The sequence below is a fragment of the Pantoea phytostimulans genome (assembly GCF_046118715.1).
Lineage (GTDB): Bacteria > Pseudomonadota > Gammaproteobacteria > Enterobacterales > Enterobacteriaceae > Pantoea > Pantoea phytostimulans.
The window spans coordinates 1,326,503-1,352,185 of the sequence record NZ_CP173698.1 but is presented as its reverse complement, the minus strand read 5'-3'; the positions used below and the strand labels follow the sequence as shown (position 1 = coordinate 1,352,185).

Below are 25,683 nucleotides of genomic sequence, written 5' to 3'. Positions count from 1 at the left end.
GCTCAGGCTCAGATAAGTACGCTAAAAAATCGGGAGCTAACGCTCCCGACATTTCACATTTACAGACCTAAAAAGCCGATCCAGTAACCAAAAATACCAAGGGCAAAGAAGCCAACGATGATCCACAGCGCATTGACCTTGCGGCGTAACAGCCACATGCAGCCGAACGTCAACAGCAATGGCACCACGCCAGGCATCAGCTGATCAAGGATGGATTGCACCGTCGTTACCGTGGTTTTCCCGGTCTGATCGGTGATACGTGATACCACCAACGGGATATTCACGTGCGTCCACTTGTTTACCAACGCGCCCATGACAAACAGGCCAAGAATCGACGCGCCCTCCGTCAGTTTTTGCAGGAAGCCGCCGCCCATATCGCTGACAATATCAATCCCTTTGCGATAACCGTATGCCACACCGTAGTAACGCGTAAGCAAGCGGGCAACGTTGAACAGGATAAAGAACAGTAAGGGCCCCAGCAGGCTGCCGCTCATGGCGATTCCCGCGCCCAAGGCGGCAAACACCGGACGTACAGTACCCCAGAAAATAGGATCGCCTACGCCTGCCAAGGGTCCCATTAATCCAACTTTGAGACCGTTAATTGCGCCATCATCAATGGCTGCACCGTTAGCACGCTGCTCTTCCATTGCCATGGTAACGCCTAACACTGGCGCTGCCACGTAAGGATGGGTATTAAAGAACTCAAGGTGACGCTTAATTGCCTGTTTGCGATCGTCATTGTTCTCAGGATAGAGACGACGAATGACCGGCACCATTGAAAAACAGAATCCCAACGCCTGCATGCGTTCAAAGTTCCATGAACCCTGAAACAGGTTTGAACGCAGGAATACCGCACGTACATCGCCTGGCGTCAGCTTCTTCTCAACCTTTGTGATATCTACCATGTTGTCACCTGTTCCTTAATCAAGTTCGTTGTCGAGGTCATTAGCTGACGGACCTGCGGCAGGCGCACCGGCCACGCGGTTATATTTAGGACTAAGCTGGATATACAGCACCGCCATCACAACGCCAATCACGCCCAGCGCGACCAGGTTGAAGTCGGTGAAAGCCGCAGTAACGAAACCCAGATAGAAGAACGGCATCAGGTAGCCTGCGCGCATCATATTAATGACCATCGCATAACCTACGACCACGATCATGCCACCGGCGATGTTCAAGCCGTTGGTGACCACTTCAGGGATGGAGCTGAGTAATGCATGAACCGCACTGGTGCCGACTGAAATCGCCACGATCAACGCAGGAATGGCAATACGCATCGCTTGTAACAGCAAGGCCGAGACGTGGATCCACGATATAGCCGTGAGATTACCTTTCTCTGCTGCTTTGTCAGCAGCATGTTGAAAGGCTACGGTAAGAGTACGAACAATAATCGTCAGAACTTGTCCAGCAGCCGCTAGCGGAATGGCCAGTGCGATACCCGCACCCACGCTTTGACCACCGGCAATAACCAGTATGGTGGAGATAATTGAGGCGAGGGCGGCGTCAGGCGCTACGGCGGCCCCAATGTTCATCCAACCCAGTGCAATCATCTCCAGCGTACCGCCGATAATGATCCCGGTTTTCATATCGCCCAGCACGGCACCAATCAAAGTACAAGCCACCAGCGGACGGTGAAATTGAAACTCATCAAGAATGGACCCCATACCGGCAATACAGGCGACGATAAATATTAAAACAATTTGTAGTGCGGATATTTCCATCATACTTCTTGTCCTCAGCAGGATAGCGAAATTGAGCCTACTCGCGCAGGCGCATGTGGCTGCAAATTACGCGTTAACCTTCGCAATGAGATCCATCATTTTCAGTTTCGGGTCGTTGGAGACTTTGCGCACTTCCAGCTCAATGTTGCGTTCATTTAATTTGCGGAAAGCGGCGATATCTTGCTCATCGACCGATACCGCGTTATTCACTTGTGTTTTGCCCTGGCGAAATGCCATGCCGCCGATATTAACGGTTTTAATATCGACCCCTTGTTCAACGACACGCAGTACATCGGTAGGATTGGTAAACAGCAGCATCACGCGGTCACGTCCATATTTCGGGTTGTTCCAGACGCGAACCATTTTGTCGACATCAACGACGTGTGCCGTTACGCCGGGCGGCGCAACCTGAGTCAGCAGCGTTTTACGCACATGATCCTTGGCGACTTCATCACTTACGACGATGATGCGGTTAACGTTAGTCTCTTTTGTCCAGCGGGTAGCAACCTGGCCATGAATCAATCGGTCATCGATGCGTGTCAGACCAATCTTCATATGGTCACCGGGTGCCATAGGTTGTTGTGGTTGTGCTGCAGCGGGAGCGGCCTTAGCGGGAGCAGGTTCTTCCTCTTTGGCTTTAAGCGCTTTTACGCCTTCACGTCCCGTTTCCACGGCGATGGCAACCAGTTCATCAAAACCCGGATCGTCATCGCGCGCCATCAGCGTTTCCACTAACATGGGAATGTTTACCCCAGCCACGACGTCATGATTCTCTTTATCAACTACCACGCGGCTGGCCGCGTTAAAAGGGCTGCCGCCCCAGGTATCCACTAAAAATAACACGCCTTTTGCGGTATCCAGCTCTGCAAGACGTGCCTGATATTTCTCGATAAGCGTTTCTGCATTTTCACCGGGCACGAAGTCGATCCATCCGACATTCTCCTGCTCACCCAACAGCATTTCTGCTGTTTTAAGCAGTTGTTCGGCTGCCCAGCCGTGTGTACCAATTACAATAGCAATGGTCACGTGCTACCTCCGTTCGCTAGAGAGGTTCATCTGAAGTGAATGAACCGTTAAGAGTTATCGCTTCGGTTACATCAAAATAGGTGTAGCCTGATCATTTGGATACGTTTGAAAATTCATCAGTTAACGGTATTCGGGCTAGAAGTTCGCGATTTATTTTAGTGATCGAAAAAATAAATTATGTGATGTTTGTCAGTTATTCAGCGCCTAACTTCTGGAATTTGAATTTTCAGCACGCTTACGCCATCACGCAGCAGATTGTAAAGGTAAGAAAATTTTTTGACGCCATTGCACTAACTGTTACATTAACGATCTGTTTATTATTCAGGAGTAACGGGCATCAGCCCACCTTTATGGATCGTCACCGACGTCGCTTAACCTGTTCTTTGCGCCTTCTGGCGCGTCATTTCACGCCTGACGGCGTATTCACTGCTCATTCAAATGCATTTTTGTCACGCCCAATGGTGCTGGCACACTCTCGCGCAATCTGTTCCTCGTTCAGGAGTCATTAATGGAAATTCTATTCGACCCCTCAATTTGGGCGGGTTTACTCACGCTTGTCGTGCTGGAAATCGTTTTAGGCATCGACAACCTGGTGTTTATCGCCATACTGGCCGACAAACTGCCACCGAAGCAGCGTGATAAAGCGCGTCTGATCGGTTTGTCACTGGCCTTGGTCATGCGTTTGGGTTTGTTGTCGCTGATCTCCTGGATGGTGACGCTAACGCGGCCCCTATTCAGCGTAGGCGATTTCAGCTTTGCTGGACGAGATTTAATCTTGTTGGCAGGGGGGCTGTTCTTGCTGTTTAAGGCAACGATGGAACTGCATGAGCGGCTGGAAAACCGTCAGCTTGAAGGTTCAGGTAATCGTGGCTACGCCAGTTTCTGGGCGGTGGTGACGCAAATTGTGGTGTTAGATGCGGTGTTCTCACTCGACGCGGTGATTACCGCTGTAGGTATGGTAAACCACTTACCGGTGATGATGACCGCCGTGGTCATTGCCATGGGTGTGATGTTGTTGGCGTCAAAGCCGCTGACGAATTTCGTCAACGCGCATCCAACCGTAGTGGTGCTGTGTCTGAGCTTCCTGCTGATGATCGGTTTGTCGCTGGTGGCGGAAGGTTTTGGCTTCCACATTCCTAAAGGGTATCTCTACGCTGCCATTGGCTTCTCAATCCTGATTGAGATGTTCAACCAGATTGCACGTCGCAACTTCATTCGTCATCAGTCGCATCGTCCCATGCGTGAACGTACCGCAGAAGCTATTTTGCGCTTAATGGGTGGAAGAAATCGCGCGCAGCCAACAAGCAGTGAAGAATCAGCCTTAGCCGAGGCGATGCCACAGGAAGCGTTTAAAGATGAAGAACGCTACATGATCAATGGTGTTCTGACGCTGGCATCACGTTCTATTCGTAGCATTATGACCCCGCGTGGTGAAATTTCTTGGGTAGACGCCAATCGTCCGGTTGATGAGATACGCGTTCAGCTGCTTGATACGCCTCACAGCTTGTTCCCTGTATGTCGCGGTGAACTGGATGAAATCGTCGGTGTAGTCCGGGCGAAAGAGCTGTTAGTGGCGCTGGAACACGGTATAGACGTAGCGTCCTTTGCTGCAAATACGCCGACCATTGTTGTGCCGGAAACGCTGGATCCGATCAACCTGCTAGGTGTTTTGCGTCGTGCCAAAGGCAGTTTTGTTATCGTTACCAACGAGTTCGGTGTAGTTCAGGGTTTAATTACCCCGCTAGACGTGTTGGAAGCTATCGCCGGTGAGTTCCCGGATGAAGATGAAACGCCGGATATCATCGCAGATGGCGACGGTTGGTTAGTAAAGGGTGGGACGGATCTGCATTCATTGCAGCAGCTACTCGACTTTCATGAGTTGGTCAATCCTGAAGAGGATCATGCATCACTGGCCGGTTTATTGATTGCTCAGAAAGGTCAGCTGCCGCTGCCGGGTGAAGTTATTGATATCGCGCCACTGCATTTCCAAATTATCGAAGCGACAGATTATCGTGTTGACCTGGTGCGTGTGACCAAGGACAAGCCTTACGATGAAGATGAAGAACAGCAGGCGTAAAGCGAAATAATCGAACTTAAAACGCACCGTTGATCGGTGCGTTTTTTTTGATTTATGTTTTGGTCGAAGCAGTGAAAGAGCAGGTTAAATTATTAAGCTTCAATGTCACTTTGATGGTGTTCCAGCCATGCCGGGAAATCTCCCAGCGGCATCGGGCGCGCATAATAATAGCCTTGCAGATGATCAACGCCACGCTCTCTTAAGTAGGCCGCTTGTTCCGCTGTTTCAACACCTTCTGCCACCAGACTGATATTCAGGCGCTGCGCCAGCGATATCACCATATCCGTTACGGTAGCGTTAATTGCATCGGTGCCAATTGCAGCGGTAAAAATCTTGTCGATTTTCAGAACATCCGGCTTCAAATCTTTTAGGTAGGAAAGCGAGCTGTGTCCAGTTCCAAAATCATCAATCGCCAGCCGAACGCCAATCTCATGCAGCTGAGAAATCACTGATTGATCGACGACCGGCAGCGCATCCCGCTCGGTTAATTCAACAACCAACTTCGGCACGGGGTTAGCCGGCCACCAAAGGTGCTGCAGATCCTCTACAATCGCCCGATTGCGGAAGTGGCTGGCAGCGACATTAATGGCAATATGAAAGGAAGGGCAACGCGGCAGGATAGGTAAATGTGCAACGACCTGATTCAGTACAAAGCGGGTGAGCGGAGCAATCAAATTCTGACGCTCAGCCAGCGGAATAAACACGTCGGGTGCAATCCAGCCCTGCCGCGCGTTATGCCAGCGCAGCAGTAACTCAATGCCATCGCACTCGCCTGTTTTGGCGTTGATCAGAGGCTGGCAGTAAACCATAAATTCGTTAGCCGTAATGCCATAGCTAATTTGCCAGCTCAGACTCATGCGATTAGCCGTTGCCAGCCAGACGATATAACCCATTAGCAGGCTTAACAGTAACGCTAGCGGAAGCTGGGAAGGCAACGTCGCCAGTGCCAGTCGCGTAGGCGATGGGCCATACAGCGTGATACTAAATGGATAACGTAGCGACGCTTCGTTGTAGCTCACCTCATCCTCTGAAGGCACTGTTGGTTCAATCAGCGGATTGCCATATTCCAAACTGTCGCCATTAACGTTAAGAATCGCTCGCTCAACCCACGGCAATTGAGGCTCAAGCAGATAATTGCTCATCAACTCAATATTAATGACCTGCAATATACCGGAGTGGTTATCGATATTTTTAGGTGTCCAGAGCAGCAAAACCGGTGAGCCTTTTAGCAAAAAATTATCGGTTGATAACATCATGCGCTGATTATTAATGGCGAGTTCAGGGTAATTCTGACTGAAAGGAATATCGCGAGGACCATAAATACTGGAGCAGTAAATGGTGTCATTTTCCACCAGCAAAATAGCGCGCACAGTTTGTGAGGCGGCTATTTTTTCGATCAGCGGAAAGCGTACATCACTGCAAGAAACGCCCACCAGTCCCAGCGTGTTATTCGCTGAAACATCTAACGGCGAGAACATCCGATCAAAACGCATAATGGCGTTATCGGCAAAATTAAGTGCTCGCTGCTCTATACGTGACTTCTCTTCAATAAAGCGAAAAGCCAGAGTCAATATAAGAACGATGGCGGCGATCACCAGCGCAATAAGCAAGCGCTTACGCCTGAATTGTCCAACAAATTGCTGGGCCATGAGCATCAGTAACCACCTTCCCAAGAGCAAGAGAAATCCAATATAACGGGGTTGTTATCGGCACGACACGGTCCAGGTTTAGGCCATGTTCCTGAAAACGGCACTGAAAAAAGCGGTATTAGAAAATTGCGCGACCCTCAAGTCGCGCGGAAAATTACTTTACATAATTCCAAGGGGCTGAGATAGCGGAGGATGCGGATTTGAAAACGATTGCACGTAAATTAAGCATTTTGCGTATCGCTTAATTTAATCACACTGGACCTTAATCGCCAAACCACCGCGCGAGGTTTCGCGATATTTCGCATTCATATCTTTACCGGTTTCATACATTGTTTCGATAACTTTATCGAGCGACACGCGCGGTTCGCTGGTACGACGTAGCGCCATACGCGCCGCATTGATCGCCTTCACTGAAGCAATCGCATTGCGCTCAATACAGGGAACCTGCACCTGACCCGCAACTGGATCGCAGGTTAATCCCAGGTTATGTTCCATGCCAATCTCTGCGGCGACGCAGACTTGTTCCGGGCTGCCACCGAGCAATTCGGCTAAGCCTGCTGCGGCCATAGAACACGCCACGCCAACTTCTCCCTGACAGCCTACTTCGGCACCAGAAATGGAGGCATTCATTTTGTACAGCACGCCAATGGCGCCTGATGCCAGGAAGTAGCGGATAAAGATATCCGGCGTAACGGTTTCGATAAAATGATCATAGTAAGCCAACACAGCGGGCACGATACCACAGGCACCGTTAGTTGGCGCAGTCACCACCCGTCCGCCAGCAGCATTCTCTTCATTAACTGCCAAAGCAAACATATTGACCCAATCGATAACATCCATCGGATCGTTGGAGTGCTTGTGAGAAGAGACTAAAAGACGACGCAGGGACGCCGCTCGACGCGGCACTCGCAGCGGACCCGGCAACACGCCTTCAGTATTTAAACCCCGATCAATACAGGCCTGCATGGTTTGCCAAATAGTCGTGAAGTAGGCGTATATTTCATCACGTGAATGCAGCGCCAGTTCATTCTTCATGACCAAACCAGAAAGCGATAAGCCGGTTTCGCGACAGTGCGCTAACAGATCTTTAGCGGAGTGGAAGGGCCAGGGAACCGACACCTCGTCTAGCGCAGATTGACCAAAATGCTCTTCATCGACGATGAAGCCGCCGCCGATGGAATAGTAGGTTTTAGACAGAATTAACAGGTCGCCGGCAAAAGCAAGTAAGCGCAATCCGTTTTCATGCAGCGAGAGGTTCTCACCGCGGAAAACCATGCCGCCTTCGCGAGGAAAATCGACTTCATGCGCGCCCTTAGCCAGCAACAGACGTTCACGCTGCTCAACGTCTTTAATAAAAGCAGGAATAGCATCAATGTTGACGCTGTCCGGTGATTCACCTGCTAATCCCAAAATAATGGCGATATCAGTGTGGTGACCCTTGCCGGTCAAAGAGAGTGAACCGTAGACGTCAACCGCAATCCGTGTCACATCATGCAGCTTTCCCTGTTCTGATAATAAATCCACAAACTGTTTACCGGCCTTCATCGGACCAACAGTATGAGAACTTGATGGGCCAATGCCCACTTTGAACATGTCGAAAACGCTAATCACAGGTGACACTCCTCACAAATTATTCTAAGTCTGCCGAAGCAGTTTATGGCGCTAATAGTAACCATCACCAACCAGAAAGCAGTAGCTTTTCGCATGAAAAAAACTAATTAAAAAGGCGAGAAAATATTATCGTTCTGGCGGACTGCATACCGCAAAGTTTAGGACATGGGGCTAAAGGAAACTGGGCGTGACCGAACAGAACAATCACAAAGAATGCGAAGCCCCTGTCCAGGTCTGGCACATCACGTCGTGGTGTTATCGAGACGTCGAATTGCGGGTGTCAGGCTCGCGGCCAGTGTGGCAATCAGCACTGCGGCGGCTGAAGCCAGCAGTACGTTCATATTGCCAAAATGCATAGCCAGCGGGCCAGCGGCGACTTCGCCTACAGGAATGGCCACAAATGAACCCATCGCGTCCCAGGCATAGACGCGTGCCAGTTTATCGGGGGCGATATGTGTTTGTAGCGAATGTGCCCAAACGACACCAAACTGGCCAAATCCCACGCCGGCGATGAAAAATGCAGCCATCAACAGTAAAGCAGAAGGAACCAAACTCAGCACGATAATGGGTAACGCACAAAGAGCGACCAGCAGAGTGCCAACAAACAGCTCCCGGCGTGGACGCCATCGAAGTGCAATAAAAGATCCAACAAACAATCCCAGACTTTGTGCCGCTAAGCTCATTCCCCAGCCTGCTCGGCCAAAGGTTGAATCAGCTACAACAGGTCCGATTACCATCATCACGCCACTAAACGCGGCGTTAACAAGGGTGAACTGAACCACGATAATCCACACCCAGGCGCGGCTAATAAATTCTCTCCAGCCGTCTCGCAGATCGTGAAGGATATTGCTGTTCGGTTCTGCAGACGCAACCTGGCGCGTGCTTATCAGGGTATAAAGTGGCGCGGAAAGGGCGAACCCCAGCGCATCTATAGCTAATCCCCATCCGGGGCCGACCGCGCTGGTTAATAATCCGCCCAGCGAGGCACCAATGACGGTTCCCGCGTAAACGCCGAGTTGAATAAATGCGTTGGCTTCACGAAGAGCATGCGCAGGGACGATTTGAGGCACCATTGCCGAAGACGCTGGCAGTGCAATACCGGCAGCGGCGCCGTTAAAAGCGCCAAGTACGGCTAACGACACAATGGTCGCGGATCCGTCGAGCACCGTCCACGCAACGACTGCCTGAGAGAGTGCAGCCATCATTGAAGATGAAAACAGAACAACGCGCCGGGAATAGCGATCAGCGAGTATGCCGCCAATCAATAAAAAGACGATGTTAAAAACAGAACGTGCGGCAACGACAAACCCTAATTCCCCGGTTGATCCACCGATGTCCAAAACCGCAAAAGCCAGTGCAATAGGCGCAATGGCATTTCCTAAGACGGTGAGGAAACGCGCAGTAAACAAATATCGAAACGAAGGGTAATGGAATGCACGACCAGAAGAACAGGCTATTACTGTGTCGTTCAATGTCTTCTCCGAAAAGGGTCTTTTTAAAGCATAAAGAGCGGCTTTTGGTCAACATACTGTTGCCGGTTTTACCGCCAATTGTGCATCGTTAGAAGGCGATCTGCTGGCTGAGAGCGCGAATGATGCCAGCGGTCATGCCCCAAACGAGGTAATCCTCATAAATTGAGAGCCAAACTGGATGTCGAATACCGGCACGATGAATAGTTAACGAGGAATATCGGCTCAGCTGCAACGCTTCCGCTAATGGCATTTCAAAAGCGCTTTGTACTTCATCAGGATTGATCCGCAAAGAAATTGTTGCGGGTATAATGCCCACAACCGGTGTTACCTGAAAACCGGTGCTGCTGGTGACTGCAGGTAAGCTGCCGAGTATCTCGACCTGGCTAGGGTCGATGCCCACTTCTTCATACGCTTCTCGTAATGCCGTAACGATCAACGATTCATCGCTGGCATCCTGCATGCCGCCAGGAAACGCGACCTGGCCTGCATGTTTGCGCAGGGCGTGGGATCGTTGTGTTAATAACAATCCAGGCTGTTCACGCGCGATAATCGGCACTAAAACCGCAGCATGACGGCCTGCCAGGCGGTGCGTTTGCTGCAGCGGCTGATGCAAGATAAAGCGACTACGAAAGGCTTCAAGCGTCAGTGAAGGTGTCATTTACTCTCCCTGCTCAAGGGTCGGCAAAATGCGGCTCACCTTGTGAAAGGTTTCTTGATACTCCGCGTCCAGTTCACTGTCTGCGACCAGACCGCCGCCTGCGGAACAATAAAGCTGCTGCGCTTCGGCAATCAGTGTACGAATGGCGATACTGGTATCCATGCGGCCGCAAAGGCTGAGATAACCGATGCTACCGCACCATGCATTACGGCGCTGCGGTTCGAGTTCATCAATAATTTGCATTGCACGGATTTTGGGGGCGCCGGTGATTGAGCCACCGGGGAAGCAGGCGCGCAATAAATCTGTGGCGTGCAAAGTGTTAGGTAATGTGGCGCGAATGGTGCTGACCAGATGATGCACCGCCGGAAAAGGCTCAACGATAAATAATTCCGGCACGCTGACGGAACCGGGCAACGCGACACGTCCAATATCGTTACGTAGCAGATCGACAATCATCAAATTCTCGGCGCGATCTTTTTCAGAGGCGGCAAGCTGCTCGGCTTGCTGGCGATCGGCGGCGGGATCGTCCATTCTTGGGCGCGTTCCTTTGATGGGACGCGTTTCAATCACACCCTGGTCAAGCGCCAAAAAGCGCTCCGGCGACAGGCTCAGAATCGCACTGTCGGGCAGACGCAAGAATGCGCTGAACGGCGCGCGATTAGCGTGGTTAAGCGTGCAAAACGCCTGCCATTCGTCACCTTGATAGCTTGCCTGAAACCGCTGCGCAAAGTTGACCTGATAACAATCGCCCGCCTGAATATACGCCTGCACCGCTTGGAAGCGTTTGGCGTAGTCGTCGTAGCTGAGATTGGATTGCCAGCTGCTGTTAAGCGAAAAGGGTAGGGCAGTGCGCTCAGGCCATTTTTCAAGCCATGCCAGGCGTGCCTGTAGATCATTCAGCGCAATCAGCGTGAGGGAGTGTAAATGGTGATCGGCGATTAACGCCCAGTCATAAATGCCAACCGCCATGTCGGGCGTATTGAGATCGGCTTCGGCCATCTCTGGCAACGGTTCAAATCGGCGACCCAGATCATAACCAAACAGGCCCAGCGCCCCACCTTGAAAAGGCAGATTGGCATTGGATGTTGGCTTTATGCCAAGGGCATCGCACTGCTGTTGCACCAGTTGTAACGGACAACCCGGCGTGTCAATAACCTGATCACCCTGACAAACAGTGGTCAGCAGCCCGCGTGTGGTTAAGGTCACGCGCGGATCGGCGGTGAGAATATCAAAACGGTTATCGGCGTGATCGGCATTGCCAGAAGAGAGCAACATTGCCCAAGGAAGATGTGCTATGCGGGCAAAGCGCTGGGTAAGCGCATCCGGGGTATACTTTAAGCTGAGGGTTTCTACAATCATCGGGCAAAAGATCAAACGTCAATGAGGGCGCTAGACTGACATATTTTTAACGCACTAGCACCTGTTAGTTCCACGTGGAATAATGTCCGCCCAAAACCAGGAGTAGAACATGTTTACAGGTTTACCGGCACTTTCTCACGAACAGCAGCAGCAGGCAGTTGAGCGAATTCAGGAGTTGATGGCGGGCGGCATGTCTAGCGGTCAAGCCATCACTCAGGTTGCTCAAGAAATTCGTCAAAATCATAAAGGCGAGCAAATTCGAGCGCTCTTTGAAGATGAAGACGAGGATGAAGAAGTCTGACGCCCGCCGTTTTGCTTACTTCAGTTTCGTCTATTTCAGTATGGTTTAAAGAGCAGCAATAATTTTGATTTCAACTTTGTATTTTGGGTTCATTAAACCGGCCTGAACCGTACAGCGAACGGGGGCGTTATCGGGGGAAACCCATGCGTCCCAGGCGCGATTCATTGCAGCAAAATCGGCTTTGTCGACCAGAAATAGGGTGGCATCAAGGATTTTGCTTTTATCACTTCCCACGCGCGTTAACAGTGCGTCAATAACAGCGAGAGCATTTGCCGTTTGCTCTTCCGCATCTGCATCCAGATTTTCCGGCACGCTGGTGTAATAAACAGTGTCATTGTGAATCACGGCTTCGGACATGCGGTGTTCCGGGTCAATACGCGTAATGCTCATGTTCTTCTCCTTAGTTTTAAGTCGATTAGCCTGACATAACTCTGCCATTGCTGTCATCTTTTGTTAAAAACAGACGTAAAAGCCATCACTGAAAGCATTGGCTTCTCTTTTTTAGAGATGAATTCATAAAAAATATACCCGCTTAATTATCTGAAATTGAACTAAAAATCCGAAATATACAAATGAGAATCCTTATCGTTACGCTTTTATTCTCAGCGACCTCGTTCCAGGCTTAATGGGCTGCTTCAGGCGAATCACTTACCAGGAGAAGAACATGTTTCATCATTCATCAAAACTTCAGTATCCCGTCCGTGTCGAAAAGCCCGATCCCGAGTTTGCGATGTTGCTGCAACAAGCGATTGGTGGGATTGAAGGCGAGATCCGTGTTGCGATGCAGTATTTCTTTCAGGCGATGGGCGCACGCGGCGATGCGCGCATTAAAGATCTACTGATATCAACGGCAACAGAAGAGTTAGCCCATATTGAAATGCTTGGCCATGCTGTTGCGCTTAATCTGGAGGGTGCACCGCTTTCTTATCAGGAAGCTTCTGCAAAAGATCCGGTGGTTAATGCGATTCTGGGCGGAATGAATCCGCGTCATATATTGTCATCTGGCCTGGCTGCGATGCCGGTTAATGCAAACGGCGTATCATTCGATATGAGTCACATTTATGCTTCTGGAAACGTCGCGGCGGACATGTTGGCGAACGTTACCGCGGAAGCAACAGGCCGCGTGCTGGCTACCCGCTTGTACAATCTTACGGAAGATAAGGGAATGAAAGATTTCCTCTCTTTCCTGATTGCTCGCGACACAATGCACCAGCAACAGTGGCTGGCGGTCATTGAGGATATGGGCGGATTGAGTGCTTCTCTACCCATTCCTAATAGTTTCCCGCAATCTGAAGAGGCGCAGGAACATTCCTATTACTGCCTCAATACTTCATTAGACAAACCACTGCCTAAAGGACGCTGGAGTGAAGGACCGGCATTTGATGGAGTGGGCGAATTTAGTGCGAAAGAGCAGCCTGATATTTTGGGTGAAGAACCTGTTTTAGGGCATGCTCGTGCGGGGTCAGGTGCGCAGTCGGAACAAATGCTTTCAGCATCTGCATCATCGCCTTCTGTTCTGAAAAAATAATCATCTGAGCCTGAATGCTCAAGTCATAAAAAAACCGGCATTTGCCGGTTTTTTTATGCTGATCTAAATGTAAAATCAAAACCCATGATCGTCGGGTGTTTTGCTGACAACCCTTTCCAACAGCGTTCTTAGCAGATCCTGTTTTACGTGATCAGAACTGCTTTCCAACTCAGCAATAATAAAAAGAATAATCGCTTTATTACTGACATGCCCATTAGCCATTTCAACTCGCTCTACAATCGCATTTAAAAGCTGAGTTTCTGGAGAATACCTGTCTCCGCTATCTGAAAGAGAGGCGGAACTATTATTAATGATTGTGCTGTGCTGCATTACAATATTCTCGACTATAATTTGTTGTTTTTCGGAAGCAATCCAGTGTTTATTTTCATCAGCGCTGGTTGTTAAAACTATATATATGACGCGCGCCAATTGACGATTCGGCGCTTTACGATCTCTTTCTGAAATGATAAGGCATTTTACTTTTCTCTTTTAGAGATAACTGAATCCCAAAAGATTATTAATTATTGGATGAAACTTTCAAGGATAAGCCGTAAAGGCAGGCGCAAAAACGTCTTTTATTCATTTCTCTTTTCGCTGAGTAAAATTAATGGATGAACCCAGTGAATGAGCGATGAAATCATCAGCGGCCAAATAACAGACCAATCAAAACATGATAATGACGTTCTTCTTCAGCGCTTGAGGCAAGTTCAAGACGGCGCACTAATTTGGTACACAAGGATTTGCGATTGAGATTGCCGCCTGCACGAAGAATCTCGACAACAATCTGTCCCAGGGTTTCTTGCTGGGAGGGTAGCGAAGCCTTGTTAAAATAGCGGGCAATGTCGTTTGCGGAATTCGGTACGAGTCCGTTCTGGCGCATGTTCTACCCTCAATATGTCATCATTTGGTGATCGGCGTTTTCTGAGGCGAAAGTTATACAAAAACTAAACCTTTGTACAGGGATTCGTTAAAGCTTAGGGATTTAATTTTAACGTTAAGAAACCATTTAAGGATAAACAATCACTTAAGTCACAGCTATGAACTAATATTTTTTTGATCAGAAAAGCGGATCGGCTGAGGGTGTTCAGGATTTGTCTTGCTTGAGGAAGGAGAAAGCAGATGCACAGAGGGGTGCATCTGCCGGAAAGCGCTACAGGTTACTCTTTTAAAGCGCTTTGCTGCAGCCAAAGATCGGTACCAAATATACGGTTTCCCTCTTTGGGTTGACCGGTAAGCGTGAGCCAGTTGAGCTCAGCGCGATTGCGGTTTGCCGGCTGCAAGAAGCTTGATAACCATTTCCGCGCGTCATAAATGAGTTGTAGACGCGCATCACTGCTCTCCACCTCGGCCATCAAAGTCAGTTTATTCATCAACGCATCGACACTGATTTGCTGATCGTTAACGGCGAGACTTACCGCTGCTTCACCAATAACGGCATGTCCTTTTTGTTCATCATGAAATAGCAAAGTTGTACCTCCGTTATATTGATGTTGTAGTGATTTACCTAGTGTTGAAATTTAAGCCTAGCAGAAAATAATGATTTTGGGAGCGACGTTGTTGGCTTCAGCTTATAACAGCAATAGGCAAAGGTTGTTGACACTATTATTATCGCTGCAATTTTCTGGAATAAATCGCGAGAATCCGTAGTGAATAAACGCTGATAATTCGTCGTGATATGAACTGCAGATAATCACTTATTTTTATTGAGGTTTATGCGTCATTTAGAGGGCTAATTGCTTTAATTAATAAGGCTGAAAAAAGAGAGGGTTAACCGGTGATTAAAAACAAATATATTTAATGCTTGTTTTAATTTCGGCTTCAAGTCGATTCTCCTCAATTCTTTTCGCGTCTGAATCGGCTTGTCTTTCAAAAATAATATTTTACAACGCGTAGCATAAAGGGGGAGGTAACTGTTTAATTGCTTAAAGAACAAGGGTTAATACAAACGTTACGATAATTCGGGCCTTTTGCTTAACGCCTACAATACTGACATAATTACAGTGTTTTTGCTGTTCTTTGAGAGGGTATGTGGCAGACGATTTTGCAGTGGATGGCGCGCTTGCGCAGGCGATTGCTGGTTTTAAACCCCGTGAAGCGCAGCGTGAAATGGCGCAGGCGGTCTCAGAAGCCGTAAAAGGCTTGGGCGAACTGGTGGTAGAAGCGGGAACCGGTACAGGAAAAACTTATGCATATTTAGCCCCAGCGTTACGTGCCGGTAAAAAGGTTATCGTTTCCACCGGCTCTAAAGCCTTGCAGGACCAGCTTTATAGCCGCGATCTGCCCACCATTGCCAAAGCGCTGAAGTTCACGGGCAAAACGGCCTTGTTAAAAGGGCGCTCAAACTATCTTTGTCTTGAACGTCTGGAACAGCAGTCCATGGCGGGCGGCGATTTGACTATTCAGGCGCTGACCGATCTTGTCACATTACGTGGATGGTCATCGCAAACCGCAGATGGTGATATCAGTAGCTGTGGTGGCGTAACGGAAGATAGCCCAATCTGGCCTTTGGTCACCAGCACCAACGACAATTGCCTCGGCAGCGACTGCCCACTCTATAAAGAGTGTTTTGTCGTTAAAGCGCGGAAACGTGCCATGGATGCTGACGTCGTGGTGGTGAATCACCATCTGTTTCTGGCTGATCTGGTGGTTAAAGAGAGTGGCTTTGCTGAATTGATCCCTGAAGCTGACGTAATGATCTTCGATGAAGCCCATCAGTTGCCTGATATTGCCAGCCAATATTTTGGCCAACAACTTTCCAGCCGCCAGCTTTTGGATCTCGCCAAAGACATCATCATTGCTTATCGCACTGAAGTACGCGATGTACAGCAACTGCAAAAATCAGCCGATCGCCTGGCGCAATGCGCGCAAGATTTTCGCTTATCCTTGGGCGATCCGGGCTATCGCGGCAATTTGCGGGACTTACTCAGCGATAACAATATCATGCGCATGTTCACCTTATTAGATGATGCGCTGGAGCTCTGTTACGACGTTATAAAAATGTCGCTGGGTCGTTCCGCTTTATTGGATGCCGCTTTTGAGCGTGCCGCTCTTTATCGGACTCGCCTGAAACGGCTGCGCGCCATTAGCGAACCCGGCTTTAGTTATTGGTATGAATGCACTTCACGGCATTTTACCCTGGCGTTGACGCCGCTTTCTGTAGCGGAACGCTTCCGCGAAGTCATGGATAATCGCAAAGCTGCATGGATTTTTACCTCCGCCACGCTGGCGGTCGATGAAAAGATGGATCACTTTGCCGATCGCTTAGGCGTGAATCAGGCGAAAAGCCTCATCCTCAACAGCCCGTTTGATTTTTCCCAACAGGCGCTGCTTTGCGTGCCGCGTCATTTGCCTGAACCCAATCGCCCCGGCGGTGCGCGTCAACTGGCGCAGATGATGAAACCGCTTATTGATGCCAATAAAGGGCGCTGCTTCTTTCTTTGCACCTCTCACCTGATGATGCGTGAGCTGGCGGCAGAGTTCCGCGCCTCAATGACATTGCCAGTGCTGGTGCAAGGTGAGACCAGCAAAGGCCAGTTGCTCAAACAATTTATTGAGAAAGGCAACGCGTTGCTGGTTGCGACCAGCAGTTTCTGGGAAGGCGTGGACGTGCGGGGAGACGCGCTTTCATTAGTTATCATCGATAAATTACCGTTCACATCACCGGAAGATCCGCTGTTAAAAGCGCGCATGGAAGATTGCCGCATTCGCGGCGGCGATCCGTTTGCGGATGTGCAATTACCGGATGCGGTGATTACGCTGAAACAGGGCGTCGGTCGTCTCATTCGTGATACCGAAGATCGGGGGGTGTTGGTGATTTGCGATCAGCGTTTAGTCTCGCGTCCTTATGGCGCCTTGTTCCTTAACAGCCTGCCACCCACGCCGCGTACGCGTGATATTGGCCGTGCTATTGCGTTCATTCGTCAGCAACCGACAGCGTAATTTTGTGCTAAGATGCGCGCCGTTTTTGAATCTCCAGAGGTGGTTATGTCTGCCCGAATTTTAGCGCTGGATACCGCGACAGAAGCGTGTTCAGCCGCGTTGTTAAATCAGCAATACATTGATGCTCGCTTTGAAATTGCGCCGCGCGATCATACGCAGCGTATTCTCCCGCTGGTTGAAGAATTATTAGTGGCACAGCAGCTTGAATTAACCGAGCTAGATGCGCTGGCTTTTGGTCGTGGCCCTGGCAGTTTTACCGGCGTACGTATCGGCATTGGCATCGCACAAGGTTTAGCGTTTGGTGCAACGCTACCGATGATTGGTGTATCGACTTTAGCCACGCTAGCGCAAGGTGCCTGGCGTCAACAGGGCGCCAGCCGGGTGTTGGCTGCCATTGATGCGCGTATGGGTGAAGTTTACTGGGCCGAATATCAGCGTGATGAGAAAGGCGTATGGCAGGGTGAAGCCAGTGAAAGCGTACTATCGCCAGAGGCGGCGTTAACACGCATGCAGGCGCTGGAAGGCGAATGGCACACCGCTGGCACCGGTTGGCAAGCCTATCCTGAATTACAACAAGGTCATGCGCTGCAACTTACTGCAAGTGAAGTTTTGCTTCCGGCTGCGCAAGATATGCTGCCATTAGCACAACAGGCGCTTGAGCAGGGCAAAACGGTTCTGCCTGAACATGCGGAACCGACTTACTTGCGTAATGAAGTCGCCTGGAAAAAATTACCGGGCCGCGAATAGCCACGCAACTTATTGTTATGCGACCAGTCTAAACAATTATTATCTGGAGATCGCCTATGTCAATTTGCCGTAAGAGCCTGTCGGGCCTGTTGTTGACCTGCACGCTGATTTTAACGGGTTGTGTTTCCATTCCGGACAACATTAAAGGCGGCTCGGCGCTCCCGCAGCAAGATCTATTGCGCGTGATGAATGATCCAGCCATTTATAAAGGTCAGGAGTCACGTTTTGGCGGCAAGGTGGTCAACGTGAAGAATCTCAATGGCAAAACCCGCCTTGAAATTGCGACCCAGCCACTGGATGATAGCGCACGTCCACGCCTTGGCGCGGCTTCCGTTGGACGGATATACGCTGATATTCATGGCTTCGTCGATCCCGTCGACGTAAAAGACCAGTTTGTTACCGTGCTAGGAGCCATCAAAGGCACTGAAGCGGGAATGATTGGTGAAGCCAAATATAACTTTGTCGTGATCGATGTGCGGGGTTATCAACGCTGGCATTTAACCAAACAGGTGATGTCGCCACCGCAACCCATTGATCCGTGGATTTGGTACGGACCAACGCGGCATCGTGCCGGTTATTGGGGGCCAAATCCTTATTGGGGCATGTACAGCAGCGGTCCCGCTCAGGTGGAAACTATCCTGACAGAATAGATCTGGCTCGTTTAATTTTTCAGCCCGGTCGCAGCGCGCGTAACCGGGCTTTTTTATTGTGCTTTTTCACTGGCACGAAATTTAGTGATGAACTTCGCAACCTCTAAAGGCCGAAATACGCAGACTGGTACAATCAGTTAAAATATTGTTAACAAACCAGTTGGGCGAGGCGGCGATGGGAATACAACATGATTATCGGGGTGCATCCTTGAATAAGGTTTGGCTAAAACGCTATCCGGCTGATGTTCCGGCTGAAATTAGTGCAGATCGTTATACCTCCTTAGTGGATCTGTTTGAGCAAGCCGCAAAGCGCTACGCTGAACAACCTGCGTTTTGGAATATGGGTCAAAAAATGACCTACCGTCAACTGGAGCAAAAAAGCCGGGCTTTTGCCGCTTATTTACAAAATGCGTTGAAGCTTAAACCCGGCGATCGTGTAGCGTTAATGATGCCAAATCTACTGCAATATCCAGTGGCACTGTTTGGTGTATTGCGTGCGGGAATGGTGGTGGTGAATGTTAACCCGCTTTATACCCCGCGCGAGTTAAAGCATCAGCTCAACGACAGCGGGGCCAGCGCGATTGTCATCGTCTCTAATTTTGCGCATACGCTGGAAAAAGTGGCGGCGGAGACCCAAGTTAAGCACGTCATCCTGACGCGAATGGGTGATCAACTGGCGCCGGTAAAAGCGACGCTGGTTAATTTCGTGGTTAAATACATTAAGCGTCTGGTTCCCAAATATCATCTACCGGGCGCGATCTCTTTTCGCAGCGTAGTGCAGCTTGGCGCTGACATGCCGTATCAACGCCCTGAAATCAGCAATGACGATTTAGCCTTTCTGCAATATACCGGCGGCACCACGGGCGTAGCGAAAGGGGCGATGTTGACGCATCGCAACATGCAGGCCAACCTCGAACAGACCCGCGCGACTTATGGCAAAGTGCTGCGTGACGGTAAAGAGTGCGTTGTCACGGCATTGCCGCTTTATCACATCTTCGCTTTAACAGTTAACGGACTGCTCTTTTTGGAGCTGGGCGGACAAAATTTGCTCATCACCAATCCACGCGATATTGCCGGTTTCGTGAAGGAAATGGCCAAATTTCCGTTCACCGCGATCACTGGCGTCAATACTTTGTTTAACGCCCTGTTGAACGACGCGGAGTTTAACAAACTCGACTTTTCTACGCTGCGCCTTTCTGCAGGCGGCGGTATGGCAGTGCAAAAAGCGGTGGCAGAGCGTTGGGAAAAACTGACCGGGCACTATTTGCTGGAGGGGTATGGTCTGACAGAGTGTTCGCCGCTGGTTTCGGTTAATCCTTATGACATCAGTAGCCACACTGGCAGCATTGGCTTGCCTGTTCCATCAACCGACGTTCGGGTGTTGGATGATGCGGGTAATGATGTTCCGCCAGGTGAACCGGGTGAGCTGTGCATTCGTGGCCCGCAGGTGATGTTAGGTTACTGGCAGCATCCAGACGCCACCGCTGAAGTGCTTAAAAATGGCTGGCTCCACAGCGGTGATATTGTTACCGTTGATCAGGAAGGATTTATCCGCATTGTCGATCGTAAAAAGGATATGATTCTGGTTTCCGGTTTCAATGTTTATCCTAACGAAATTGAAGATGTGCTAATGCAACATCCTAAAGTGCGTGAAGCTGCGGCCATTGGCGTACCCAGTGATTTATCCGGCGAAGCAGTGAAAGTCTGCATCGTAAAAAAGGATCAGTCTCTGACCAAAGAAGAGTTGCTTGATCACTGTCGTCGCCAGTTAACCGGTTACAAGGTGCCAAAAATTATCGAGTTCCGCGAAGAATTGCCAAAGACCAACGTCGGCAAGATTCTACGCCGGGAATTGCGTGATGAGGCGAAACCCAGCGCCTAATGAGCCTCAACACATTTACAGGTTGAACGCCGGCGATGACCGGCGTTTTTATTGCTTTTAACATGGAGCACCGCGCGTTGTTTGCTGCGGTGGAAAATTGAACGTGAACTATTCCCTGATTGACCAAGATGATCAACTGGCTTTGGTGTGCCAAAAAGCGCGCCGACATGCCGCTGTGGCGCTCGACACTGAGTTTGTCCGCACCCGCACCTATTATCCGCAATTGGGCTTGATTCAACTGTTCGATAATGAACAGCTGGTTCTGATCGATCCTTTAAAAATCAGTGACTGGTCCGCTTTTATTGATTTACTGACTGACACCAAGGTCACTAAATTTTTGCATGCCGGTGGCGAAGATCTTGAAGTCTTCCTGCATCGTTTTGGCGTATTGCCGCAGCCGATGATCGACACGCAAATCCTGGCCGCGTTCTCCGGTCAGCCGCTTTCATGGGGCTTCGCTTCAATGGTTGCGCACTTCACTCAGGTTGAACTGGATAAGAGCGAATCGCGTACCGACTGGCTGGCGCGCCCATTAACGGAGCGCCAATGCATTTATGCAGCAGCAGATGTGCATTATCTGTTGCCAATCGCTCATCAGCTGATGGCGTTAACCACCGAAGCGGGCAATATGGCTGCTGCGCTAAGCGAGTGCGACAACCTTTGTCAGCGTCGTCTGGATGCGCTGGTACCAGAAGATGCCTGGCGCGATATCACCAATGCCTGGCAATTGCGTCCACGCCAGTTGGCGGTACTGCAACGCTTAGCTGCGTGGCGTTTGAAAGTGGCGCGTGAAAAAGATATGGCAGTTAATTTTGTCGTGCGCGAAGAGCACTTATGGAAAGTGGCGCGCTTTATGCCGGGTTCATTGGGTGAACTGGATCATCTGGGTTTGTCAGGCCATGAGATTCGTTTTCACGGTAAAACGCTGGTGGCGCTGGTTGCTGAGGCGCAGGCGCTGGATGAAAGTGAACTTCCGCAGCCGCTGGGTAATCTGATCGATCATCCGCACTACAAGCAGGTATTCAAAGCGATGAAAGCGTTGGTGCAGCAGGTAAGTGAAGAGAGCGGATTTAGTCAGGAACTGTTGGCATCACGTCGACAGATTAATCAGGTATTGAGTCAACACTGGGGATTAAAGCCACAGGGACGTCTACCCGAATTGCTGACAGGATGGCGGGGCGAGCTGTTAAAGCCGGGTATCGATAAAATTCTGGCTGACGTTTAGTCTCTTGAACTTTCCCCTGCAACAGCGCAGGGGAAATTCAGGAAACGGCTGGTGTCATTTAGTCACTTCTTCCGTTTCCGGTAAGGTCACGTTCAGCTCCAGAATTGAGATGTCATCTCCTTTCTGATCGAGTTGGACAGTAACCATTTCCGGGTCGATCTTCACGTATTTGCAAATCACTTCCAGAATGTCGCGCTTAAGTTGCGGAAGATAGTGGGGCTCACTGTCGCCCCTTCTGCGTTCTGCCACGATAATCTGTAGCCTTTCCTTGGCTATATTGGCAGTGTTCTTCTTCCGGGATAAAAAGAAATCGAGTAATGCCATGGTTTATCCCCCGAACAGGCGTTTCAGGAAACCCTTCTTCTCTTCTTCAATAAAGCGGAAGGGGCGAACTTCACCGAGTAACCGTTCAACGGTATCGGCATAGGCTTTGCCAGCATCAGATTCGCTGTCGAGGATCACCGGCTCACCTTGGTTGGAGGCGCGCAAGACAGATTGATCTTCTGGGATCACACCAACCAGCGGAATGCGCAGGATTTCCAGCACATCTTCCATGCTCAGCATGTCGCCACGACTGACGCGGCCAGGGTTATAACGGGTTAATAGCAGGTGCTCCTTAACGGGATCCTGGCTGTTTTCAGCACGGCGAGACTTGGAAGAGATGATGCCAAGAATACGATCCGAGTCGCGTACTGAAGATACTTCTGGGTTGGTAGTAATGATCGCTTCATCTGCAAAATAGAGCGCCATTAATGCACCGGTTTCGATACCTGCTGGTGAGTCGCAGACGATGAAATCAAATTCCATGGTCGCTAAATCATTCAGAACTTTTTCTACACCTTCACGTGTTAACGCATCTTTATCGCGCGTTTGTGAAGCGGGCAGAATGTAGAGCTGCTCGGTGCGCTTATCTCTGATCAACGCTTGATTCAGTGTGGCATCGCCTTGAATGACATTGACGAAGTCATAAACAACACGACGTTCACAACCCATAATCAAATCAAGATTACGCAGACCAATATCAAAATCGATAACTACCGTTTTTTTGCCTTTCTGCGCTAAACCGGTGGCGATGGCCGCGCTTGACGTGGTCTTACCAACGCCCCCTTTACCGGATGTAACTACAATAATGCGTGCCATAAATGTTGATTTCCTTAACGAAAGAAAAGGGGCCTAATTAAGTGTCTGGATAGTCAGCGCGCCATCCTGAAGCGAGAGGCGCGCGGCTTTACCAAAAAATTCTTCCGGGATCTGATCCATAATCCAGTATTCGCCGGCAATTGAGACCAACTCTGCAGCCAGGTTGGTACAAAAAATCTGGCAATCGCGATCGCCGCTGGCACCCGCCAGCGCCCGCCCGCGCATCATGCCGTAAATATGGATATTGCCATCGGCAACCAGTTCTGCCCCGGCGCTGACGCTGCTAGTCACGATCAGATCGGCATTGCGCGCATAGATTTGCTGACCCGAGCGAACAGGTGTGTTGACGATGCGAGTTTTAGTGGCAACCGGTTCGGCCACGATCGGTTTCGCTTCTGGCTCTGGGGGTTCGCTGCGCTTTTTCCCCTCTTTACCTTCTGCCAAAACGGGCAAACCCGCACGGACGATCATCCGCTTTAGCGCTTCGTTTTTGCAGCCACTGACGCCAACAATACGCAAACCTGTTGCCAGCACCGCCTGTTGCAACTGTTTCCAGTTCACATCCCCGGTTAACGTCGCAACATTCAACACCACCGGTGCGTTTCTCAGAAAATCTGGAGCCTGGTCAATCTTGTCTTGAAGTGCCTTGCGAATCACCTCAGGATCGTGGTGATGCAGATGAACGACAGACAGGGTGAAACTGCTACCTTTGAATTCGATTGGCGTTTGCGACATCTGTCCCGACTCAGTCCTGTTTTCACTACCGTTTGCTAAGCGATGATAAATCCATCATTTTACAAAAACGGTGAATATTCGAAGTACTGCAAGCATGTTATAGTTACAGCTATATTCAGACAAGCCTCATTGCGGGTTAATTCGAGTAAAAAATATGTTTTGTGTGATCTACAGAAGTCCAATGCGTGATCAAACTTATCTCTATGTTGAAAAAAGAGACGATTTTTCAAGGGTGCCGGAAGCGCTGCTCAAAGGCTTTGGTAAGCCAAAGCTGGCAATGGTGCTAACGCTGGAAGGGCGCGACAAACTGGCTAATGCGGATATCAATAAAGTTAAGCAAGGTTTAAGCGAACAAGGCTATTATTTGCAGCTTCCACCACCGATTGAAAATTTGCTAAAAGTTCATCTTGGATCGGATAAAAAAGATTAATTCGGATTCATCTGTAAATATAATTATCTGATCAGCTCTTTCTTAGCGAATTATATTTTTTACAACTTTACATTATTAACAGCGGCGTAATTACGCCGTTATTAGCGTTATTTTTTATGTCCTCCGGTAATGTTTCTGCGCACTTAATCGCCACTGTCGTCGACAAATTAACGGTTTTTGACAATTTCCACATACCTTACCGTTAAAAGCATCTTATTATTTGCCGACGAGGTTGGCTTTCTGACCAACGCGTGCGCACTCATCAATCTGCCAGCATCGCTGGCGCCACACCTAACAAAAGCAGGGGATTAGCATGTATCAGCATCGTAACTGGCAAGGCGCTCTGTTGGACTATTCGGTTAACAAAGTGGTTTGCGTCGGCAGCAACTATGCGAAACACATTAAGGAAATGGGCAGCGCTACGCCAACTGAGCCGGTGGTGTTTATTAAGCCGGAAACGGCGTTGTGTGATTTGCGTCAGCCGCTGTCAATTCCCAGCGCCTTTGGTGAGGTTCATCACGAAATCGAACTGGCGGTTCTCATTGGGGCCACATTGAAACAGGCAACCGAAGAACATGTGGCAAAAGCGATCGCCGGATACGGTGTGGCGCTGGACCTTACCCTGCGTGACCTGCAAGCTGGATTCAAAAAAGCGGGCCAGCCTTGGGAAAAATCAAAAGGATTTGATAACTCTTGTCCGCTGTCGGGTTTTATCCCTGTATCGGAGTTTAGCGATCCACAAAATGTTGAGTTGAAGCTGGTGGTTAATGGTGAGGTTCGACAGCATGGCAATACGTCGGATATGATCCATAAAATCCTGCCGCTGATTGCGCATATGAGTCAGTATTTTACCCTGCGCGCCGGAGATGTGGTGCTAACCGGTACGCCGGAAGGTGTCGGCCCAATGCATTCTGGTGATACCCTGGAAGTGTCGTTGGCGGGCCACGGAATTAGCACCCGCGTATTGTAAAAACTTGCATCGCCGCACCAGAGGCTTTATAAGGTGCGGTTTGATTTAACGCAGGACATTGATCATGACTGACACCCCTTTCTGGCAACATAAACGCCTGGCACAAATGAGCGATGAGGAATGGGAATCCTTATGTGATGGTTGTGGTCAGTGCTGCCTGAACAAACTGCAAGATGCCGATACGGATGAGATCTATTTCACCAACGTCGCCTGTAACCAGCTCAATATTAAAACCTGCCAGTGTCGCAACTACGAACGCCGTTTCGAACTGGAAGAGGATTGCATCAAGCTGACGCGGGAAAATCTCACCACGTTTAACTGGCTACCGCGTACCTGCGCTTACCGTTTGTTAGGCGAAGGCAAAACCTTACCTGCATGGCACCCTTTACGGGCTGGCTCAAAAAAAGAGATGCATGCACAGCGGATTTCGGTGCGTTACATTGCGGTACGAGAAAGCGAAGTACGCGATTGGGAAGACCACATCATTGACCGGCCCGATCGTAACGGCTAGGTTTTGCAGTGAAGAATGAAATAACAAAAGATCGCATAAGAAAAAGGCTGCC

At 49.7% G+C, this 25,683-nt stretch carries 26 protein-coding genes; 11 read left to right on the top strand and 15 right to left on the bottom strand.

All coding sequences use genetic code 11. The annotated features are described in order from the left end of the window. Window positions 1-59 precede the first annotated feature (59 nt). The 3 genes from ACF2G4_RS06395 to manX form a co-directional block, all read right to left on the bottom strand. A complete protein-coding gene (locus tag ACF2G4_RS06395; protein ID WP_243077791.1) occupies window positions 60-905 on the bottom strand; it encodes a PTS mannose transporter subunit IID in 846 nt (281 codons plus the stop codon). A 15-nt stretch (window positions 906-920) separates the two neighbouring features. Then, window positions 921-1,721, bottom strand: a complete 801-nt coding sequence (locus tag ACF2G4_RS06390) for a PTS mannose/fructose/sorbose transporter subunit IIC (protein WP_409075955.1) — start codon at window positions 1,719-1,721, stop codon at window positions 921-923. Between the two features lie 66 nt (window positions 1,722-1,787). Further along, complete coding sequence (gene manX, locus ACF2G4_RS06385) at window positions 1,788-2,747, bottom strand: PTS mannose transporter subunit IIAB (RefSeq protein WP_332627066.1); 960 nt, start codon at window positions 2,745-2,747, stop codon at window positions 1,788-1,790. A 508-nt stretch (window positions 2,748-3,255) separates the two neighbouring features. On the opposite strand from manX, the gene ACF2G4_RS06380 reads away from it, so the two are divergent. Then, on the top strand, window positions 3,256-4,824 hold the full coding sequence (locus ACF2G4_RS06380; RefSeq protein ID WP_409075713.1) for a TerC family protein: 1,569 nt from the start codon (window positions 3,256-3,258) through the stop codon (window positions 4,822-4,824). 92 nt (window positions 4,825-4,916) lie between these two features. Here ACF2G4_RS06380 and ACF2G4_RS06375 read toward each other — a convergent pair whose 3' ends face one another. The 5 genes from ACF2G4_RS06375 to pabB all read right to left on the bottom strand — a co-directional run bounded on the left by ACF2G4_RS06375 (window position 4,917) and on the right by pabB (window position 11,573). Continuing rightward, on the bottom strand, window positions 4,917-6,479 hold the full coding sequence (locus ACF2G4_RS06375; protein WP_409075712.1) for an EAL domain-containing protein: 1,563 nt from the start codon (window positions 6,477-6,479) through the stop codon (window positions 4,917-4,919). Between the two features lie 240 nt (window positions 6,480-6,719). Further along, window positions 6,720-8,084, bottom strand: coding sequence for an L-serine ammonia-lyase (locus ACF2G4_RS06370; RefSeq protein WP_215846635.1), 1,365 nt, complete (start codon window positions 8,082-8,084; stop codon window positions 6,720-6,722). Window positions 8,085-8,326: 242 nt separating this feature from the next. Further along, a complete protein-coding gene (locus tag ACF2G4_RS06365; RefSeq protein WP_409075711.1) occupies window positions 8,327-9,556 on the bottom strand; it encodes an MFS transporter in 1,230 nt (409 codons plus the stop codon). Between the two features lie 88 nt (window positions 9,557-9,644). Next, complete coding sequence (locus ACF2G4_RS06360; RefSeq protein WP_409075710.1) at window positions 9,645-10,214, bottom strand: CoA pyrophosphatase; 570 nt, start codon at window positions 10,212-10,214, stop codon at window positions 9,645-9,647. Beyond that, window positions 10,215-11,573 (bottom strand): aminodeoxychorismate synthase component 1, encoded by a 1,359-nt coding sequence (pabB, locus tag ACF2G4_RS06355; RefSeq protein WP_409075709.1) that lies wholly within the window; start codon window positions 11,571-11,573, stop codon window positions 10,215-10,217. It lies immediately after the preceding gene. Between the two features lie 109 nt (window positions 11,574-11,682). Between pabB and ACF2G4_RS06350 the strand changes: the two genes are divergently transcribed. Next, window positions 11,683-11,874: a YoaH family protein gene (locus ACF2G4_RS06350; protein ID WP_215846638.1), complete on the top strand. Its 192-nt coding sequence runs from the start codon at window positions 11,683-11,685 to the stop codon at window positions 11,872-11,874. Between the two features lie 45 nt (window positions 11,875-11,919). On the opposite strand, the gene ACF2G4_RS06345 is transcribed toward ACF2G4_RS06350, so the two are convergent. Beyond that, the gene (locus tag ACF2G4_RS06345; RefSeq protein WP_243077795.1) at window positions 11,920-12,264 is read right to left on the bottom strand and encodes a RidA family protein; all 345 of its coding nucleotides are present in this window, start codon (window positions 12,262-12,264) and stop codon (window positions 11,920-11,922) included. 274 nt (window positions 12,265-12,538) lie between these two features. Here ACF2G4_RS06345 and ACF2G4_RS06340 point away from each other — a divergent pair, with 274 nt between their 5' ends. Further along, window positions 12,539-13,402 carry a manganese catalase family protein gene (locus ACF2G4_RS06340; protein WP_332627063.1) on the top strand — a complete coding sequence of 288 codons (864 nt, stop codon included), beginning with the start codon at window positions 12,539-12,541 and terminating at the stop codon, window positions 13,400-13,402. A gap of 75 nt (window positions 13,403-13,477) precedes the next feature. Here ACF2G4_RS06340 and ACF2G4_RS06335 read toward each other — a convergent pair whose 3' ends face one another. The 3 genes from ACF2G4_RS06335 to ACF2G4_RS06325 form a co-directional block, all read right to left on the bottom strand. Beyond that, window positions 13,478-13,831 (bottom strand): biofilm development regulator YmgB/AriR family protein, encoded by a 354-nt coding sequence (locus ACF2G4_RS06335; RefSeq protein WP_409075708.1) that lies wholly within the window; start codon window positions 13,829-13,831, stop codon window positions 13,478-13,480. Window positions 13,832-14,042: 211 nt separating this feature from the next. Further along, complete coding sequence (gene ycgZ / locus ACF2G4_RS06330; protein WP_215846639.1) at window positions 14,043-14,282, bottom strand: regulatory protein YcgZ; 240 nt, start codon at window positions 14,280-14,282, stop codon at window positions 14,043-14,045. Between the two features lie 277 nt (window positions 14,283-14,559). Beyond that, a complete protein-coding gene (locus tag ACF2G4_RS06325; RefSeq protein WP_332627061.1) occupies window positions 14,560-14,868 on the bottom strand; it encodes a hypothetical protein in 309 nt (102 codons plus the stop codon). Window positions 14,869-15,430: 562 nt separating this feature from the next. Between ACF2G4_RS06325 and ACF2G4_RS06320 the strand changes: the two genes are divergently transcribed. From ACF2G4_RS06320 to rnd, 5 genes are all read left to right on the top strand, one after another. Beyond that, window positions 15,431-17,341 (top strand): ATP-dependent DNA helicase, encoded by a 1,911-nt coding sequence (locus tag ACF2G4_RS06320; RefSeq protein WP_409075707.1) that lies wholly within the window; start codon window positions 15,431-15,433, stop codon window positions 17,339-17,341. Window positions 17,342-17,386: 45 nt separating this feature from the next. After that, a complete protein-coding gene (tsaB, locus tag ACF2G4_RS06315; protein ID WP_243077799.1) occupies window positions 17,387-18,088 on the top strand; it encodes a tRNA (adenosine(37)-N6)-threonylcarbamoyltransferase complex dimerization subunit type 1 TsaB in 702 nt (233 codons plus the stop codon). 56 nt (window positions 18,089-18,144) lie between these two features. After that, a complete protein-coding gene (locus ACF2G4_RS06310) occupies window positions 18,145-18,738 on the top strand; it encodes a Slp family lipoprotein (RefSeq protein ID WP_215846642.1) in 594 nt (197 codons plus the stop codon). 208 nt (window positions 18,739-18,946) lie between these two features. Next, the gene (gene fadD / locus ACF2G4_RS06305; RefSeq protein WP_409075954.1) at window positions 18,947-20,620 is read left to right on the top strand and encodes a long-chain-fatty-acid--CoA ligase FadD; all 1,674 of its coding nucleotides are present in this window, start codon (window positions 18,947-18,949) and stop codon (window positions 20,618-20,620) included. 103 nt (window positions 20,621-20,723) lie between these two features. Then, the gene (gene rnd, locus ACF2G4_RS06300; RefSeq protein WP_409075706.1) at window positions 20,724-21,845 is read left to right on the top strand and encodes a ribonuclease D; all 1,122 of its coding nucleotides are present in this window, start codon (window positions 20,724-20,726) and stop codon (window positions 21,843-21,845) included. 54 nt (window positions 21,846-21,899) lie between these two features. On the opposite strand, the gene minE is transcribed toward rnd, so the two are convergent. From minE to minC, 3 genes are read right to left on the bottom strand one after another with little or no spacing between them, the layout of a single operon-like run. Continuing rightward, window positions 21,900-22,169 (bottom strand): cell division topological specificity factor MinE, encoded by a 270-nt coding sequence (gene minE / locus ACF2G4_RS06295; protein ID WP_031374622.1) that lies wholly within the window; start codon window positions 22,167-22,169, stop codon window positions 21,900-21,902. 3 nt (window positions 22,170-22,172) lie between these two features. After that, on the bottom strand, window positions 22,173-22,985 hold the full coding sequence (gene minD, locus ACF2G4_RS06290) for a septum site-determining protein MinD (RefSeq protein WP_243077802.1): 813 nt from the start codon (window positions 22,983-22,985) through the stop codon (window positions 22,173-22,175). Between the two features lie 33 nt (window positions 22,986-23,018). Next, window positions 23,019-23,720, bottom strand: coding sequence for a septum site-determining protein MinC (gene minC, locus ACF2G4_RS06285; protein WP_215846645.1), 702 nt, complete (start codon window positions 23,718-23,720; stop codon window positions 23,019-23,021). A gap of 154 nt (window positions 23,721-23,874) precedes the next feature. Between minC and ACF2G4_RS06280 the strand changes: the two genes are divergently transcribed. From ACF2G4_RS06280 to ACF2G4_RS06270, 3 genes are all read left to right on the top strand, one after another. Further along, window positions 23,875-24,150, top strand: a complete 276-nt coding sequence (locus tag ACF2G4_RS06280) for a YcgL domain-containing protein (RefSeq protein WP_215846646.1) — start codon at window positions 23,875-23,877, stop codon at window positions 24,148-24,150. A 313-nt stretch (window positions 24,151-24,463) separates the two neighbouring features. Next, window positions 24,464-25,120, top strand: coding sequence for a fumarylacetoacetate hydrolase family protein (locus ACF2G4_RS06275; RefSeq protein WP_215846647.1), 657 nt, complete (start codon window positions 24,464-24,466; stop codon window positions 25,118-25,120). 64 nt (window positions 25,121-25,184) lie between these two features. Then, the gene (locus ACF2G4_RS06270; RefSeq protein WP_243077803.1) at window positions 25,185-25,631 is read left to right on the top strand and encodes a YcgN family cysteine cluster protein; all 447 of its coding nucleotides are present in this window, start codon (window positions 25,185-25,187) and stop codon (window positions 25,629-25,631) included. The last annotated feature ends 52 nt before the right edge of the window (window positions 25,632-25,683 follow it).

What these genes read in the sequence shown, in the direction of transcription:
- ACF2G4_RS06395 (WP_243077791.1), bottom strand. Translation starts at nt 905, where the DNA reads ATGGTAGATATCACAAAGGTTGAGAAGAAGCTGACGCCAGGCGATGTA.
- ACF2G4_RS06390 (WP_409075955.1), bottom strand. Translation starts at nt 1,721, where the DNA reads ATGGAAATATCCGCACTACAAATTGTTTTAATATTTATCGTCGCCTGT.
- ACF2G4_RS06380 (WP_409075713.1), top strand. Translation starts at nt 3,256, where the DNA reads ATGGAAATTCTATTCGACCCCTCAATTTGGGCGGGTTTACTCACGCTT.
- ACF2G4_RS06375 (WP_409075712.1), bottom strand. Translation starts at nt 6,479, where the DNA reads ATGCTCATGGCCCAGCAATTTGTTGGACAATTCAGGCGTAAGCGCTTG.
- ACF2G4_RS06360 (WP_409075710.1), bottom strand. Translation starts at nt 10,214, where the DNA reads ATGACACCTTCACTGACGCTTGAAGCCTTTCGTAGTCGCTTTATCTTG.
- pabB (WP_409075709.1), bottom strand. Translation starts at nt 11,573, where the DNA reads ATGATTGTAGAAACCCTCAGCTTAAAGTATACCCCGGATGCGCTTACC.
- ACF2G4_RS06350 (WP_215846638.1), top strand. Translation starts at nt 11,683, where the DNA reads ATGTTTACAGGTTTACCGGCACTTTCTCACGAACAGCAGCAGCAGGCA.
- ACF2G4_RS06345 (WP_243077795.1), bottom strand. Translation starts at nt 12,264, where the DNA reads ATGAGCATTACGCGTATTGACCCGGAACACCGCATGTCCGAAGCCGTG.
- ACF2G4_RS06340 (WP_332627063.1), top strand. Translation starts at nt 12,539, where the DNA reads ATGTTTCATCATTCATCAAAACTTCAGTATCCCGTCCGTGTCGAAAAG.
- ycgZ (WP_215846639.1), bottom strand. Translation starts at nt 14,282, where the DNA reads ATGCGCCAGAACGGACTCGTACCGAATTCCGCAAACGACATTGCCCGC.
- tsaB (WP_243077799.1), top strand. Translation starts at nt 17,387, where the DNA reads ATGTCTGCCCGAATTTTAGCGCTGGATACCGCGACAGAAGCGTGTTCA.
- ACF2G4_RS06310 (WP_215846642.1), top strand. Translation starts at nt 18,145, where the DNA reads ATGTCAATTTGCCGTAAGAGCCTGTCGGGCCTGTTGTTGACCTGCACG.
- minE (WP_031374622.1), bottom strand. Translation starts at nt 22,169, where the DNA reads ATGGCATTACTCGATTTCTTTTTATCCCGGAAGAAGAACACTGCCAAT.
- minD (WP_243077802.1), bottom strand. Translation starts at nt 22,985, where the DNA reads ATGGCACGCATTATTGTAGTTACATCCGGTAAAGGGGGCGTTGGTAAG.
- minC (WP_215846645.1), bottom strand. Translation starts at nt 23,720, where the DNA reads ATGTCGCAAACGCCAATCGAATTCAAAGGTAGCAGTTTCACCCTGTCT.
- ACF2G4_RS06280 (WP_215846646.1), top strand. Translation starts at nt 23,875, where the DNA reads ATGTTTTGTGTGATCTACAGAAGTCCAATGCGTGATCAAACTTATCTC.
- ACF2G4_RS06275 (WP_215846647.1), top strand. Translation starts at nt 24,464, where the DNA reads ATGTATCAGCATCGTAACTGGCAAGGCGCTCTGTTGGACTATTCGGTT.
- ACF2G4_RS06270 (WP_243077803.1), top strand. Translation starts at nt 25,185, where the DNA reads ATGACTGACACCCCTTTCTGGCAACATAAACGCCTGGCACAAATGAGC.